Raw genomic sequence first — 15379 nt, forward strand, 5'->3', positions numbered from 1 at the left:
AGGCGCCTAATATTTAAATCTTGCAGTATGGGATTACCTTTTATAGAAATCATTGAGTCCGTAACACCGGACCCCAATGCCCTGATGTGGAAGTTTGCAGATGCAGATAAAGAAATTAAGAACGGGGCGGTGCTAACCGTAAGGGAAAGCCAGCATGCGCTTTTCCTGAACGAAGGGCAGCTGGCAGATGTATTTCCTGCAGGGAAACATACCCTGAGCACTGAAAATATTCCTATACTTACAAGGCTTCGGGGCTGGAAATATGGTTTTGAAAGTCCCGTTAAAGCAGATATTTATTTTTTCAATACCCACCAGTTTGTTAACCTCAAATGGGGTACCCCGGTCCCGGTGTTAATGAAGGATGCCAGCTTTGGGCAGGTACGTGTAAGGGCTTTTGGCACCTATAATATCCGGATAGCTGATGTATCGCGGTTCTTCAAGGAATATGCCGGTACCTGGCCCAGGTTAAATATCATAGAACTGGAGTTGCAGCTGCGCGATTTCATCGCGCCGAAATTTGCAGAAGCGCTGGCGCTTGCGAATATTGCTGTAGTAGATGCTGCGGGAAATATTTCCGCGTTAAATGAAAAGATCCAGCCGTTGATCCAGCCTTATTTTACTGATTTTGGCCTGGAAATTACCCGCTTTACCATTACCGGTATTACGTTACCGGAAGATGTACTGAAACAGTACGATAAGGTTACAGGTATGAATATGGTAACGGATATGAATAAGTTTTCGCAGTACAGCATTGCGAATGCGATGGATAAAGAAGGTACTGATTTGGGCAACGGCGCGCGGCAGGCGGTAACCATGGGCATGATCACCAATATGATCACCAATGGAACAATGCAGCAGCAGCCCGCCCCGGCAACAGATATAACAGAACGGCTTAAGCAGCTGAAGGCGCTCTTTGATGCGCAGCTCATCACGGAGCAGGAGTATGCTGCAAAAAAAGAAGAACTGCTGAAATTACTTTAACCTTCAACCGGTAAGCATGATGGCAGAAGAAGAAAAGAAAAGGGTGTTCAACTTCCTGGAACAGCTGAAGCAAAAGGTGGAAACCCAGGAACACTATGGTGGTGAAATTAAGAAGGAAGAAGCTAAGATGGATATCCGCGATTGCCCTGAGTGCGGCGCGGGACGGGCTTACACGAAAGGACTTACTGCCTGCGCCTACTGCGGATTTGTATTTATGGATACAAAACTGACAGATGGCATGCATATCAAAAAGGAAAATAATTCATAAACAATGTTTGGTTTATTTGGCAGGAAGTATGAGAATCCCGCATTAATTGCGGAGATCAATACAAGGCAGGAAAGATGGTTTACTTTCCTTGATAAGCTGGAAGCCCGTATGCTGGAAATGATCACGGCTGCAGTACCTGAGCTGCAGCGGGCTTTCCGGGAGGATACCGACCCGTATAAACGGGCGCATAGCCAAATGGTGTTGGGACTTACAGGGCAGGTGAACCAGATGAGGAATAAGGCCAATGAAGTGAAGGACGATAATATTATTTCCTTTGTGTATGCATCGGAATCCATGATCCCGTCTGTTATCACCACTGCCGGCCATCAATATCACGGTAAGCTGCATACATTCAGGATGGCCTGCCTGAACCGGCATTTTATTTTTGAAGAGAAGATCAATGAAGCCATTACGTTGCTGAAGAATGCTGCCGGGGAGCAGGACCTGGAAGGCGCCTACCAGGAAGAGCTGGCGGCCTTTGAAAGGATAAGACACCGGTTCAGCTGCAAACAATGCGGGGGCAATATTACTATTCCAAAGATGTTTTTTATTGATACTTACATCACCTGCCCGTTTTGCCAGTCGCAGAATACCTTTAGTCCTTCTACAGGAGCGCGTATGGTATTTCACCAGGCGCGTAGCCTGGCAGAACAGCGCACTGCCCATTTGCTCAGGAACTACGAGGAAACCAGGCCTAAAAATCCGGCGCTGTACCGGCATTACCTGCGTGCGATGTTTGATGAATGGAATAAGATAGTACCTGATATGGCAGGCGAGAATGAGAAATTTTACGAACGTTTATTAAGTGACTATACTATTAATCATCATTAAATAATAACGATATGTCCGGCAATCCATTATTAGAACCCATTCATGGTATTACATTAGAAGATTACGGCGCTGCCTGTGCAAAGCTGGGTAGTGGCCTTAGTGAAGACGACGTAGCAAAAGCGCTGGGAGTAGAGCTACCTGTTTGGCAGGAAGCCAACCTGCTTTGGCCTGAACGGATGAAGCAGGATGCTACCTTTCACATTGTAACGCTTTTTGGGCAGTACTTTGGCCAGGCGGATCAGCATCCGAAGTTCAGTGGCTTAAAGGCAGCAACATCTGCAGAGGGCGCCGGCAATATTGAAAAGATCAAGGCGGACAAGGACTTCTACCAGGAGCTGGAAGTAGCCAGGCAGGTGGCTTACGATTACGGCCTGGATGGCGCGCAATGGATTATGGACAAGTATGCAATTCCCCTCGGTGATTTCCAGATGGCAGCTTCCAAATGGAATGACCAGATCCACCGGGATATCCAGGCTGACTATGCCGGGTATAACGCAAAACAGGCAGCGTACCAGGCAAAGTACCAGCAGCTGTTTGCCGAAAAGCAGGGTGGAAACGTGGCTGACGATATTCAATTTTAGATTGCTTCCTTAAAAGGGTTGGGTTAGTAAAGAAAAGGCTGTATCAAAGGTATGATACAGCCTTTTCTCATTCTGGAAGGGATCGGAGCAAACAATAATGTAAACTTCGCCGAAGGAATTAATAGTTCAATGAGAGTATTTTTTGCGTCAGGCTTCTTGCGGTGAGTTTTCCTGTTTCGCTATCGTATTCGTAGTGAATACCGCCGTATACTCTCGAAATGGAGGCCTCGTCGATCATTTGTGAGAAGCTGCTGAAAGAACGTGGTGTAAACCCTTCCGGCACCTTCTGATTGTCTGTAAAAGAAAAATTGCTGCCAAAACGCGCTGCAAGGATATGGCCTGCCGCACTGGTAAAGGAGGCGTGCCCCGATGTATAGGATGGAAAAGGAGGTGTTGCTATAAGCGGTGTCCAACTGCTGTCCATATTTGAATGGATATACGAAATGGGGCGAACCAGGTTGTATTTGTATTTATATTTCCAGCAAAGAATACCTGCATCATTCAGTCCTATTCCCACCTGTGCAAAGAGGTTGGCAGCCTGGCCCAGGCTCAGCTGCTGGTCCGTTACCAGCTGTGCAGTGAGGGCTATCAGGTGTCCGGGAGGAGTGAAGGTACCGCCGCCGTCTGCCCAGTATTGGGCAATGATGGTTTCTTCCGGTGTAAGTGTTTGTCCTTTCCGGTAAACAAAATAGGCTGCTTTGTAAAATGCGCTGGCTGTATCTGTTGAGAAAGCGGGTGGTGGAATGTTGGCTGAATCTGATGCACTGAATTTAACGATAGGGCGGTTCTTTCCCCAGTAAGGCAGCATGGCCCGCTGGAAGAGCGGTGCTGTGGGCACCCAGTAGCCGGGGCCAACAGGTGGCGTATAGTCTGTGGGAAAATTATTCAGGTACCCGTCTTTACCACCATCTGAAGCCGACCACTGGTAAATGGCACTGGCGATTAACCGGCCATAGCTTACCGAGCGACTGATCACTTCAGGTGAACAGCTGCCAGCATACGCCTGCTGGTTATCACTTTCCAGTTGTGTAACCAGGCCAATATTTCCGCTGCCTGCATTGGCAAACAGGCTTTTAATGATCTGCGCCATCGCACTGTTGCCAGCAATTACCCAATTATATTTTTTCCCTCTTTCCGGCGCGGGCAGGCGCCCCAGCCCATTCAGCTGACCTCCAAGGGAAGGCGCTCCATTCATACCGCCCAATACTGCCTCCCGCAGTGTGATACCCGTGTAGGCAATAGCCCTGGCAGCTACCGGCGGACTAAATCCCGGCGTTTCTTTTATCAGCTTCAGTTCCAGGTTGTACCAGGAAACAGGCACTGCTATCTCCCCGCCGGCCGGCAGGGTGCTCACCGCTAATTGCCCCGATGTACCGGGAATACTTTGAACCAGGGCGTCATTTTTTTTACATGCCACTATACCGGCTGCAAAAAGGAGTGCAACAGTACGGGCTAACAAACAATAGGTTTTCATTTTTTACTTTTTAAGGTTAATACATGTATGGTTACAAACAACTCCACCAAATTAACCCATCATCACGCAGCCAATCAGCGTAGTGAATGCTTTTTTTAAAGTATAAAAGTTTTAATTGTAAATTACCCCGCGGCAAATTTGATACGCCGGCACTTATGGTGCATAAAAATGACTTTATATTCAGGGTAGCGGAAGCACATAACAACCCTTAAAACAACATCAACTATGAACGCTGAATCGTGGATCAGCTATGGCGGGCTATTGATTGTATGCCTTTCTGTATTCGGACAAACAGGATTGTTTTTTTGCTTCTTTCTTCCAAGCGGGGGATTTATGTTTACCGCCGGTGTATTGGCGGCTTCAGGAAGCTTTGATAATAATGTACTGGTGATTTGCGCTTTGTGCGCTGTAGCTGCGGTGGCGGGTAATGCCACGGGGTATTGGTTCGGACGGACCACCGGTCACTTGTTGAAAAACAAAAAAGATTCGGGGATCTTTCGCCGGCAGTACCTGGTGTCGGCAGAAACTTTTTATAAAAAGCATGGCGCCACTGCGCTCACGGTAGGGGTTTTCCTCCCCCTTATCCGCACGTTTGCGCCCATTGTTGCAGGAATGATCAAACTCGATTTCCGGCGTTTCCTTTTATTCGTCACCATTGGTTCCATTGCGTATGCCTTCAGCTTTACACTGGCCGGCTATCTTATTGGCAGCATGCCGTTCCTGAAACCATATCTCAAATATTTTATTGCGGCGATCATTGTTACGGTAACGGTTCCTGTAGTGATCCGCATTGTAAAGGAATTTCGGAAATCATCTTCCTAACTATAAATTTTTGCAATCACATCTTTGAATTTCTCTGTCACCACTTTTCTTTTTAAACTAAGCTTGGGCGTCATTTCGCCGCCTGCAATACTCCATTCTTCCGTGAGCAGTTCAAACTTTTTGATTTGTTCTACGTGGTTAAAATGCTGGTTGTAATTGTCTACTACCTGTTGGTACATCTCCAGCACTTTCGGATTTTTAACCGCTGCTTCATTGCTGCTGAAAGGAATGTTCTGTTGGTTCATCCAGTATTTCAGATAGGCAAAGGCAGGAACAATTAAAGCGCCTGTAAACTTTTCGCCGGCGCCTACTACCATGATCTGTTCAATAAAGGGGCTTTCCTTGAATTTATTTTCAATCGGCTGCGGGGCCACGTATTTTCCGCCGCTGGTTTTAAACAATTCTTTTTTGCGGTCGGTGATCTTCAGGAATTTATCATCTACCCATAGTCCTATATCGCCGGTGTGCAGCCAGCCATCAATCACTGTTTCAGCGGTAAGGTCGGGGCGTTTGTAATAGCCTTTCATAACGGAGGGGCCTTTCACACATATTTCACCGTCTTCCGCCAGCTTTACTTCAATGCCGTTGATAGGCGGGCCTACGGTACCAAACTTTGTATCCCCGGGTGTTTTGCGGTTCACACAAATAACGGGGCTGTTTTCTGTGGGCCCGTAACCTTCATACACGGGTATGCGCGCGGCATTAAAAATGCGCAGCAGTTTTTCCTGGCAGGCCGCGCCACCGGTTACAATGAACCGGATGTTGTTGCCCAGCGCCAGCCGCCATTTGCTGAACACCAGTTTATTGGCAATAGCCAGCTGCAGGTTGTACCACGCGCCGCCGCTGATATTGTTATCGTACTTTCCTGCAAGAGATACCGCCCAGAAAAACAATTTGCGTTTAATACCGGTTAACCCGCTGCCGGTAGCCATAATTTTTTCAAATACTTTTTCAAGGAGACGGGGAACGGTGGTAAATCCATCGGGGCCGATCTCTTTCAGGTTGGCACTGAGTGTATCCATGCTTTCTGCATAATAAATACTGATGCCGCTGAACAGGTAAATATAGGTGACGCACTTTTCAAAAATATGATTCAGTGGTAAAAAGCTCAGTACCTTACAAGGCTGCGGGGCATCTTCAAACGGGAAGCTTTCCTTGGATAAAAAAACATTCGAAACAATGTTATTATGCGTTAGCATTACCCCTTTGGGAGTGCCGGTAGTACCGGAAGTATAAATAATAGTAGCCAGGTGGCCGGGATCAATGCCGGCCTTTATGCTTTCTACCTGTTGCAACAACTCAGTGGTGGCCTGTGCGGTAATGGCAGACCAGTGGGTGGCGCCGGGTATTTCATCGAAGGTATAAATATGTTGTAAAGAAGGAACCCCTTCCCGGATGCTGTTTACTTTATCCAGTAATTCCCTGCTGCTAACGAACAAATATTTCACAGCGGCATCCTTCAGGATAAACTGTAATTCGGCAGGATTGGTAGTAGGGTAAATGGGTACCAGTACAGCGCCTGTTTGCTGCACGGCGAGATCCGTGAACACCCATTCCGGGCGATTGTTGCTGATAATAGCAATTTTATCGGCGCTTTCGGCGGTGAAGTCGTTGCCGCCAACACCCAGTTGTAACAAGCCCGCGCTGTAACGATTTACAATTTCACTGACGGCGGCGGTGTCATAGGTTTTCCATTGTCCGTCAATTTTAGCCGCAAGCATATCAGGTTTAGGGAATTTGGCCAACTGCCAGGCAACTGCATCAAAAAGCCTACTCTTGGAAACGTTGTTCATACGTGAAAATTAAGGATGTTCTTTAAATATACTAAAAAACCGGTATGAAACTTCGCTCCGCGAAAGAAGGGAAAGCGTGGCGGATTATTTTTTTTTTTCAGGTGGGAAAGCAATTGCTTTAAAGTTTTCAAGGCACGGTTCATATGCGCTTCTATGGTGCCCGTACCGATGTTCATCCGTGCGGAGATCTGTTTGTAACTCAACGCCTGTTCCTTATGCAGGCGGAAAATGAGCTGCTGCTGCGGGGGCAGTTTATTAATGGCCGATTGAATGGTCATATACAGTTCCCGGTCTTCCATATGCTCCGCCGGGGAATCCACTTCCTCTTCGGAAATATGACGCGCCAGCGACGCTTTCCTGCGTGCCGCTGTTCTCACTTCATCCAGGAATATGTTTCTCGCGTAAAGCTTTAATAAACGGATAATGGTTTCATCGTCCTGCACCTCGTCGATGTTCTTCCATAACCGGATATACGTTTCCTGTATAATGTCCTCACACCGCTGCTTGTCGTTACATAAAGGATATAGTGACGAATATAACCGGTCGAAAGTGTCCTCCACGATACAATTAAACCTGTGTTGCGTTTTGTTTCGAATTGGTTTCATTTCGGGCAAATCTACATCTCCCAAGTTAATAAAATGTTAAGAAACGAAAGAGTGTATAGGCATTCTTTTTAAAAAACGTGTTGTATACGATGTAAATCAAAAGATGACCATGGATCCTGTATTACTGGATAAATTTTTAAGGGGAGAAGTAACGGAGGCGGAACGCCGCGAGGTGGAGCAATGGCTGGAAGACCAGCCGGAGAACTGGCTGGAAAACTTTATGGACAAGGGCTGGGAAGCTGCGGAGCCGGTACTGGCGCCGGATGAAAGATCAGCGGCCATCCGGCAGGTAATGAACAGGGTGCGGCCTAAGCTCTCTATCGTAAGGATAGCCCGTGTGGCCGCTATGGTAGCAGGTTTACTCGGCATGACAAGTGGCGCATTCTACTTCCTTAAAAATCGCAGGGCCCCGGTAGTAGCAGATATTGCCATTGAAGCGCCCCTGCGCACCATGAAGAAAATTATCCTGCCGGATAGTACGGTCATTGTGCTTAATGCAGGTAGTACGCTGAAATACCCTGAAGCCTTTACCGGCAGCACAAGGGAAATTACGCTGGAAGGAGAGGCTTTCTTTGATGTAGCGCCCGACCCGCGGAAGCCTTTTATTATTCATTCCGGTACACTGAATACCACCGTATTGGGAACCTCTTTCAATATCACGGCGTATAAACACCTTACACAGCTATCAGTAACCGTGTTAACGGGAAAAGTGGCGGTAACAGACACGTTGTCGCAACAAAGCGTAACGCTGCTGCCTAAACAGAAGGCGACCTTTAACGCGGCTACGGCGGCATTGGTTACCTCCGCGGCAGATAAACCGGAAAATGCCATGGCCTGGAGCGAAGGCCGGTTAGTGTTTGAAGAAACGCTGCTGCCGGAAGTGGCGGTAAAGCTTTCCAATAAATATAATGTGCATATCACCCTCATGGATAAACGATTATCGGACTACCGTTTCAACGGTGAATTTGAAACTGAATCCCTGGATGATATCCTGAAGATCATCAGCACCTTAACAAAAACAAGCGTTAAACGGGAAGGCGATACCATCCGGCTTTTCAGTAAGGAAGCGTCTCACCGTAAATGATTATTTATTCACTGTCAACAATCCGCTATGCTAAAAGAATCCTGCTAAAAATGTGAATGGTCGGGCCTTGCCTGCACCACCCTGCAATTACTATCATGTACGACATTACAATCAATCGAAATTATGTGGAAGAAACTATTCCTTGCCTTACCTGTCATCGTTATGCTCATGGCTGTGTCCCTGGAAAGTATGGGCCAGGCAAACCTGTCAGAACAGATCAGTGTCAGCTTTAAAAACACGCCGCTGAAGCAGGCGCTGAAAACAATTACCAAAGAGTCCGGGGTAGCATTCGTGTATACCTCCAATGATGCCGCTTTTGACGCTGCAGTGAATTACACTGCCGCAAATGTAACTGTGGAAGCTGTTCTCAAACGGATACTACCCCCATTGCAACTGGATTACCAACTGGTAGCAGGGAAAGTACTGATCGAAAAAGCAAAGCCGCAAACGCCCCGGGAGCCCGGGTTAAAAGTAAGTGGTAAAGTGGTGGATAGCCGCACGGGCGAAGCCATACCAGGTGTGTCCGTAGCTGCTAAAGGTACCCGCCTTGGCGCTACTACCAATGAAAACGGCGAATACGAATTAAATAATGTATCGCCCAAAGCCACGCTGGTATTCAGGATCATCGGCTACTCCAGTCGTGAAGAAGCGGTGCACGGTCAGAGCCGCATCCAGGTATCGCTGGAAACCGTGGCCAGTAAACTGAATGAAACCGTGGTAATCGGTTATGGCTCCCGGAAAAGGAAAGACCTTACAGGCTCCGTGGGCAGCGTTAACATGGATGATATGAACAAGGCGCCGGTAGCCTCTTTCGACGAAGCGCTGGCCGGCCGTGTGGCCGGGGTGCAGGTGTCTTCCTCGGAAGGACAGCCCGGTTCCGCTGCTACCATTATTATCCGTGGTAATAACTCCCTCACACAGGATAACTCGCCACTCTATGTAATAGACGGCTTTCCCATTGAATCCGCCGAAAATAACATCCTGAACCCGGATGATATTGAATCTATCGATGTACTGAAAGATGCTTCCGCCACCGCTATTTATGGTGCCAGAGGCGCCAACGGCGTTATCATCATTACCACTAAAAGAGGTAAAACCGGCGGCCCGGTGATCCGCTATAACCCTTCCTACGGTATTATGCAGAATATCCGCAACATCCCGGTAATGGATGCATACGAGTTTGTAAAACTGCAGCAGGAAATCAAGGCTACAGACCTGGATCTTACCTATCTCGCCAATGGTACCAAACTGGAAGATTATAAGAATGTACCCGCCATCGACTGGCAGGATAAATTATACCGCGTAGCGCCTATGCAAAATCATTCCCTGTCCATGTCCGGCGGAACGGATAAAACCAGGTATGCCATATCCGGCCAGATCCTGGATCAGCAGGGGATCATTATCAATTCAGGGTTCAAACGTTACCAGGGAAAGGTAAGCATCGACCAGCAGATCAATGACAAGCTGAAAGTAGGCGGTAATGTTAACTATGCCAATACCGGCACCTATGGTACGTCCCCGTCTTCCCTCAGCCTTTCTTCCATGAATAACCTGCTGTACAGCGCATGGGGCTACCGCCCCGTGGCGCCGCTTAATTCATCAAAGCCTATTAATGAAGACTTTGAAGATGAACTGACGGATGATATGGTGAACTCCGGCACCGATTACCGCATTAACCCCATCCTGAGTGCAGAAAATGAATACCGCTTCCGCAACGTGAACAACCTTGTGGCCAATGGCTTTGCGGAATACAAGATACTGCCGGACCTTACCTTCCGCATATCAGGTGGTATTAACAAGAATACGCAACGCAACGATGCGTTTAACAACTCGCAAACCAGAAGCGGTAATCCTGCCACAGTTTATAAAGTAAACGGTTCTATTATTTATTATGAATCCAGCACCTGGCTGAATGAAAATACGCTGGTATATGATAAGCAAGTAGGAAAGGATCATCACTTCAACGCATTGGCGGGCTTTACGGCGCAAGGCAATAAAAGCAGTGTATATGGCATGTCGGCCAACCAGCTGCCCAATGAAAAACTGGGACTGGGCGGGTTAAGCCAGGGTGTACCACAACCTATTACTTCCCGCGCTACTGAGTGGTCTATGGCTTCCATGCTGGCACGACTGAACTACACTTACAAAGACCGTTACCTGTTCACGGCTTCCTTCCGCTCCGACGGTTCCTCCAAGTTCAGGGCTGGTAACCAGTGGAGTTATTTCCCATCCGGCGCGGTGGCCTGGCGTATAAAGAATGAAAACTTTATGAAGGATATCCGCTTTATTTCCGACGCCAAACTCCGCGGCAGCTGGGGTATCACGGGGAATAACCGGGTTGGTGAATACGCTACCTATGCCTTGCTGGATTTTGCCGTGCGCAATTCCTACTATTCTTTTAATAATGAACTGCAGCAAAGCGCCGTACCTACCTCACTTGCCAGTGAAGACCTGAAGTGGGAGAACACCGCGCAAACTGATCTCGGCCTTGATGTAGATTTCTTTAAGTCGCGGATCTCTTTGTCGGTCGACTACTACAAGAAAACAACTTCCGATTTGCTCCTGAATGCAAAGCTGCCGCCTACAACCGGCTATGGCAGCGCGTTTAAGAACGTAGGTAAAACAAGTAACGAGGGCCTGGAAATAGCATTGAACACCGTGAACATTAAAAGTAAGAATGGGTTCAGCTGGAGCAGCAGCTTTAACATCTCCTTTAACAGGAGTAAAGTACTGGCGCTTACACAAAACCAGGAATCACTTACTTCCTTTATGAACTGGGACTCCTGGTATAGTTCCGTGCCGTTGTACCTGGCGAAGATCGGGCAACCGGTAGGCCAGTTTTATGGTTACATCTGGGATGGTGTGTACCAGTACGATGATTTCAATGCACTTCCCAACGGTAACTACCTGCTGAAAGACGACAGGCCCACCAATGGCAATACCCGCGCCGCTATTAAACCCGGTGATATCAAATACAGGGATCTCAATGGCGACGGCGTAGTGAATGCAGACGACCGTACTATTATAGGAAGAGGATTGCCTGTACATATAGGCGGTTTTACCAACAACTTTAAATACCGCAACCTGGACCTGAGCGTGTTCTTTCAATGGTCTTACGGCAACCAGGTAATGAACGGTAACCGCATCAATTTTGAAACAGGTAATAAAAGTTATCTCAACCAGTTCAAAACCTTTGAGAACCGGTGGACGCCCGATAACCAGGCTACCGATATTCCACGCGCCGGGGGCCAGTTTGGCTATGTATATTCTACCCGCACACTGGAAGACGGTTCATTCCTGCGTTTAAAAACAGTGTCGCTGGGATATACCCTGCCTGCGGAATGGCTGAAAAGAGTAAAGATCAAAAGCCTGCGCCTGTACGCATCTGCACAAAATCTTTACACCTGGACCAAATACACCGGTTCCGATCCGGAAGTGGCCATTGGTTATACTGCACTCACACCGGGATTCGACTACTCATCCTATCCGCGGGCGCGTACCCTCACTTTTGGTCTTAATCTTACTTTATAATATTAATGCTTGTGTATGAAAAAGATACTCTTCTTTTCCTGTTTCCTGTTAATGATAATAGCATCCGGGTGCAGTAAGTTTTTAGATAAGCAACCCATATCAACAGTATCTCCTTCCAATTATTATAACAACGAAGCAGAAGTGAATGCTGCTTTGGCCGGTGTTTATAGTCCTGCCGCTATGGAGTTTATGTGGGGCGGAAGGATTCCCATCCGCCATAATGCCAGTACAGACGAGTCTTTCTATTCCGTTACCAATCAGCCTGTAGGGGTGTGGTGGTTTAACTACGATGCCTCCGATCCGGTGGTTACAGAAATGTGGACTTATCTGTACACCGGCATTGAAAGGGCCAATATGTTGCTGGCCAATATCGATAAAGCGGCCATGGATGAAGCCAAAAGATCGGTGGTAAAAGGAGAGGCCCGTTTTCTTCGCGCGTTCTATTACTTTACACTGGTGCAATACTGGGGTGATGTGCCTTTGAAAACAATGCCTTCTGCTTCTGTGAATAATGTAGATCTTGCCCGTACGCCTGCAAAAGACATATATGCTTTTATTGAAGGAGAGATGATAGCGGCAGAGGGACTGGTGAATGCGGTAACGGATATCAACAATACAGAACGTATTTCCAAATCAACAGTACAGGGTATCCTGGCAAGGGTATACCTGCAATGGGCCGGACAGCCGCTGAAGCAGGAATCCAAGTATGCAGAAGCGCGCAAGTGGGCGCTGAAGGTAGTTGAGTCCGGCGTCCATACGCTGAACCCTGATTACAAACAGATCTATATTAACGAATGCCAGGACATTGACGACTGGAAAGAATGTATCTGGGAAACCGGTAACTGGGGCAACAACAGTGATGCCAACAGGATCGGCGGCCGTATAGGGAATGAAAACGGGGTGAAATGTTCTTCGTCTAACGACCAGGTGGTAGGTTATGCGTATGGCTTCAACAGCAGCACCTATAAGTTGTACCATCTTTATGAAACCGGCGACGAACGCCGCGACTGGGCCATTTCTACCTATACCCTTAATGCCAGCGGCGTTAAAGCCAACATTGCCGCCAATAATATTTATGCGAGGAATTGTGCCAAATGGCGCAGGGAGTATGAGCTGCTACGCCCGCTGAATAAAAATTATACGCCTACCAATTTTCCTATCCTGCGTTATGCGGATGTACTGCTGATGCTGGCGGAGGCGGAGAATGCCGTGAACGGCCCGGCTAATGCTTACCAGTATATTAATATGGTGAGAAGAAGGGGATATGGTAAGCCCGCCAATACACCGGATCCTGTTGCCGATCTTTCCGGGCTGGATAAAAATTCCTTTCTCCAGGCAGTGCAGGATGAAAGGGCGCGTGAGCTTTGTTTTGAAGGATTGCGTAAACAGGACCTGATCCGCTGGGGATTGTACCTCACTGCTATGAGAGACCAGGCCATAGAAATAAAGACCTACGCTACAGCTACTTACCAGTATGCAGCGGTGGCGGCGGAACGTGTTTCAGAAAGACATTTACTGTACCCGATCCCTTCTAACGAAATGACCCTGAATAAAGCCATGGTGCAAAATCCAGGATGGTGATCAACAAAAACGATTTTATGAAGAAGCTATTATATATACTCACCGTATTGGGAGCAGTTACCGGCTGTACTTCTAAGGATGTACCTGATCCGGATTTTACAGTAACCCCCAAAAACAGCACCGTTGCATTGGGTGATACCGCAACCTTTTACCTGACAGGCAACCCGTATAATCTTACATTTTATGCGGGCGACAGCACCCATCAGTATGAGTACCGCAAGCGGACTTCCGCGCCGGGAACACCGCAGCTGCAGTTTACATCTTATATGCAAACAGGATCGCAAACCAATTCGCTGGCAATACTGATCTCCAAAGACTTTAACGGTCAGTATGATTCAGCGGGCGTGTACAGCCCCAATACCCATTGGACGGATATCACCGAAAGGGCAACACTGTCCGCCGGCTCCAATAACACGCCCTCCGGTGTAGTAGACCTGGCCGACTTTGTAAACGATGGCCAGCCAGTTTACATCGCCTTTAAATATACAGGGCAGAAGAGCAGTTCCGCACAACGCACCTGGACCATTCCCACATTCACGGTAACCAACCTGTTGGAAGACGGTCATACAAAGATGCCGGTGGCTGCCTCCGTGGCTGATGCCGCCTTTGCCGTGGTAGCCATGAAAAATCCCAAGGTGAAATGGGTGGTATCCGCCACTAATCTGAAGGTAACCGGGGGCGCCGCCAACAGCGATGAATCCGAAAGCTGGGTAATCACAAAGGCGCTGACCATGAACCGCGCCATACCGGATGTAGGTGTATCGGTAAAGAATATATCTTCCAACACTATTTCGTCTTATTATAATATTTATAAAACACCGGGTACTTTTAAAGCGGTTTTTGAAGCATCCAATACAACGGTCTATGAAAGTAAATCAGTTTATAAAGAAGTAGTGATTACGGTTACACCATAATTTTTTTTGAAATAGCATGTAATAAGGCGCCCCGGAAGGCGCCTTATTGTTTTTAGGTGTATATTAGACAATTAAAAAGAGAGGCGATGGCGTTTTTTACTGGTAGTTTTATGTATTTCCTTTATGGTATTTGAATGATTTTTGACCGATTGACAAAAAATATTTACATTTCAGGTACATCCAAAAATTTTAGCCAACCCAATTGATACCAAAATCAGTTTTGCTGTAAAAGATCCACGCATGCCTGCAAGAAAAGACGTTTGTTTTGAGGAAGCTGCTTTATGGAAGCGATTTAAAAGGGGCGACAAAGCTGCTTTTACGCTGATTTACCGCGAATATACCAGGCACCTGTTCCAGTATGGATCCAGGTTTTGCGCCGACCAGGAAAAGCTGAAAGACATTATCCATGATCTTTTTATAGAGATATGGAACAGCAGGGACACTATCAGCGAAGAAGTGGCCATACGGTTTTATTTATGCCGCAGCCTGAAATATAAACTGATCCGGGCCAACTATCAATACCGGTCTGCTTCCGACAAGCAGGACAAATTCCTTCACCAGCATCTCCAGGTGGAAACTACCGTGGAAGAAAGGATCATTGACGCCGAAATTAATGACTCCCGTAGTGTGCTGCTGGATAACGCCATTAAGAAATTATCGCGGCGGCAGCAGGAAATTATCACGCTGCGTTTTTATATGGGCTTTACCAATGCCCAGATAGCGGAACTGATGCACATGAAATACCAGTCTGTAAGTAATCTCCTTTATAACGCCCTGGGCAGGATCAAAGAAACGCTGGAAACTACCCCGTTTGCCCGGCGCCTGCTGGAAACATTTTACCTCTTTTTCTGAACCTCCGCTATGGCAGGGCATTTCAACAAAAGTTAAAAAAACTTTATTTTTTTTGAGTATAA

At 47.3% G+C, this 15379-nt stretch carries 13 protein-coding genes; 10 read left to right on the top strand and 3 right to left on the bottom strand.

Going from position 1 to position 15379, the window contains the following annotated elements:
* Positions 1–27: 27 nt before the first annotated feature.
* Genes VN105_RS19650 through VN105_RS19665 form a run of 4 tightly spaced genes read left to right on the top strand, consistent with a single transcriptional unit; the run spans position 28 to position 2661 of the window.
* Positions 28–981: an SPFH domain-containing protein gene (locus VN105_RS19650; protein WP_325643351.1), complete on the top strand. Its 954-nt coding sequence runs from the start codon at positions 28–30 to the stop codon at positions 979–981.
* A gap of 16 nt (positions 982–997) precedes the next feature.
* Positions 998–1249 carry a hypothetical protein gene (locus VN105_RS19655; RefSeq protein WP_325643352.1) on the top strand — a complete coding sequence of 84 codons (252 nt, stop codon included), beginning with the start codon at positions 998–1000 and terminating at the stop codon, positions 1247–1249.
* A gap of 3 nt (positions 1250–1252) precedes the next feature.
* Positions 1253–2080: a hypothetical protein gene (locus tag VN105_RS19660; RefSeq protein ID WP_325643354.1), complete on the top strand. Its 828-nt coding sequence runs from the start codon at positions 1253–1255 to the stop codon at positions 2078–2080.
* 11 nt (positions 2081–2091) lie between these two features.
* Positions 2092–2661, top strand: a complete 570-nt coding sequence (locus VN105_RS19665) for a DUF6620 family protein (protein WP_325643356.1) — start codon at positions 2092–2094, stop codon at positions 2659–2661.
* Positions 2662–2779: 118 nt separating this feature from the next.
* Here the strand turns inward: VN105_RS19665 and VN105_RS19670 are convergent, their stop codons facing one another.
* A complete protein-coding gene (locus VN105_RS19670; protein ID WP_325643358.1) occupies positions 2780–4135 on the bottom strand; it encodes a vanadium-dependent haloperoxidase in 1356 nt (451 codons plus the stop codon).
* A gap of 225 nt (positions 4136–4360) precedes the next feature.
* Between VN105_RS19670 and VN105_RS19675 the strand changes: the two genes are divergently transcribed.
* Positions 4361–4957 carry a VTT domain-containing protein gene (locus VN105_RS19675; RefSeq protein WP_325643360.1) on the top strand — a complete coding sequence of 199 codons (597 nt, stop codon included), beginning with the start codon at positions 4361–4363 and terminating at the stop codon, positions 4955–4957.
* Here the strand turns inward: VN105_RS19675 and VN105_RS19680 are convergent.
* Both VN105_RS19680 and VN105_RS19685 read right to left on the bottom strand, forming a co-directional pair.
* Positions 4954–6750, bottom strand: coding sequence for a long-chain fatty acid--CoA ligase (locus VN105_RS19680; RefSeq protein ID WP_325643362.1), 1797 nt, complete (start codon positions 6748–6750; stop codon positions 4954–4956). The genes VN105_RS19675 and VN105_RS19680 overlap by 4 nt on opposite strands.
* The gene (locus VN105_RS19685; RefSeq protein ID WP_325643364.1) at positions 6747–7355 is read right to left on the bottom strand and encodes an RNA polymerase sigma factor; all 609 of its coding nucleotides are present in this window, start codon (positions 7353–7355) and stop codon (positions 6747–6749) included. The genes VN105_RS19680 and VN105_RS19685 overlap by 4 nt, the downstream gene beginning before the upstream one ends.
* A gap of 109 nt (positions 7356–7464) precedes the next feature.
* Between VN105_RS19685 and VN105_RS19690 the strand changes: the two genes are divergently transcribed.
* The 5 genes from VN105_RS19690 to VN105_RS19710 all read left to right on the top strand — a co-directional run bounded on the left by VN105_RS19690 (position 7465) and on the right by VN105_RS19710 (position 15317).
* Complete coding sequence (locus tag VN105_RS19690) at positions 7465–8439, top strand: FecR family protein (protein WP_325643366.1); 975 nt, start codon at positions 7465–7467, stop codon at positions 8437–8439.
* 123 nt (positions 8440–8562) lie between these two features.
* Positions 8563–11970: a TonB-dependent receptor gene (locus tag VN105_RS19695; RefSeq protein ID WP_325643368.1), complete on the top strand. Its 3408-nt coding sequence runs from the start codon at positions 8563–8565 to the stop codon at positions 11968–11970.
* A gap of 15 nt (positions 11971–11985) precedes the next feature.
* Positions 11986–13551 carry a RagB/SusD family nutrient uptake outer membrane protein gene (locus VN105_RS19700; protein ID WP_325643370.1) on the top strand — a complete coding sequence of 522 codons (1566 nt, stop codon included), beginning with the start codon at positions 11986–11988 and terminating at the stop codon, positions 13549–13551.
* Between the two features lie 17 nt (positions 13552–13568).
* Entirely contained in the window at positions 13569–14465 is an 897-nt protein-coding gene (locus tag VN105_RS19705; RefSeq protein WP_325643372.1) for a DUF5017 domain-containing protein, read from the top strand.
* A gap of 240 nt (positions 14466–14705) precedes the next feature.
* A complete protein-coding gene (locus VN105_RS19710; RefSeq protein WP_325643374.1) occupies positions 14706–15317 on the top strand; it encodes a sigma-70 family RNA polymerase sigma factor in 612 nt (203 codons plus the stop codon).
* Positions 15318–15379: the final 62 nt, after the last annotated feature.

It is taken from the genome of Chitinophaga sp. (assembly GCF_035564935.1).
In the GTDB taxonomy this organism is placed as follows: Bacteria; Bacteroidota; Bacteroidia; order Chitinophagales; family Chitinophagaceae; genus Chitinophaga.

Coding starts and splice junctions, on each gene's coding strand:
- VN105_RS19650 (WP_325643351.1), top strand. CDS start 28: ATGGGATTACCTTTTATAGAAATCATTGAGTCCGTAACACCGGACCCC.
- VN105_RS19655 (WP_325643352.1), top strand. CDS start 998: ATGATGGCAGAAGAAGAAAAGAAAAGGGTGTTCAACTTCCTGGAACAG.
- VN105_RS19660 (WP_325643354.1), top strand. CDS start 1,253: ATGTTTGGTTTATTTGGCAGGAAGTATGAGAATCCCGCATTAATTGCG.
- VN105_RS19665 (WP_325643356.1), top strand. CDS start 2,092: ATGTCCGGCAATCCATTATTAGAACCCATTCATGGTATTACATTAGAA.
- VN105_RS19670 (WP_325643358.1), bottom strand. CDS start 4,135: ATGAAAACCTATTGTTTGTTAGCCCGTACTGTTGCACTCCTTTTTGCA.
- VN105_RS19675 (WP_325643360.1), top strand. CDS start 4,361: ATGAACGCTGAATCGTGGATCAGCTATGGCGGGCTATTGATTGTATGC.
- VN105_RS19680 (WP_325643362.1), bottom strand. CDS start 6,750: ATGAACAACGTTTCCAAGAGTAGGCTTTTTGATGCAGTTGCCTGGCAG.
- VN105_RS19685 (WP_325643364.1), bottom strand. CDS start 7,355: ATGAAACCAATTCGAAACAAAACGCAACACAGGTTTAATTGTATCGTG.
- VN105_RS19690 (WP_325643366.1), top strand. CDS start 7,465: ATGGATCCTGTATTACTGGATAAATTTTTAAGGGGAGAAGTAACGGAG.
- VN105_RS19695 (WP_325643368.1), top strand. CDS start 8,563: ATGTGGAAGAAACTATTCCTTGCCTTACCTGTCATCGTTATGCTCATG.
- VN105_RS19700 (WP_325643370.1), top strand. CDS start 11,986: ATGAAAAAGATACTCTTCTTTTCCTGTTTCCTGTTAATGATAATAGCA.
- VN105_RS19705 (WP_325643372.1), top strand. CDS start 13,569: ATGAAGAAGCTATTATATATACTCACCGTATTGGGAGCAGTTACCGGC.
- VN105_RS19710 (WP_325643374.1), top strand. CDS start 14,706: ATGCCTGCAAGAAAAGACGTTTGTTTTGAGGAAGCTGCTTTATGGAAG.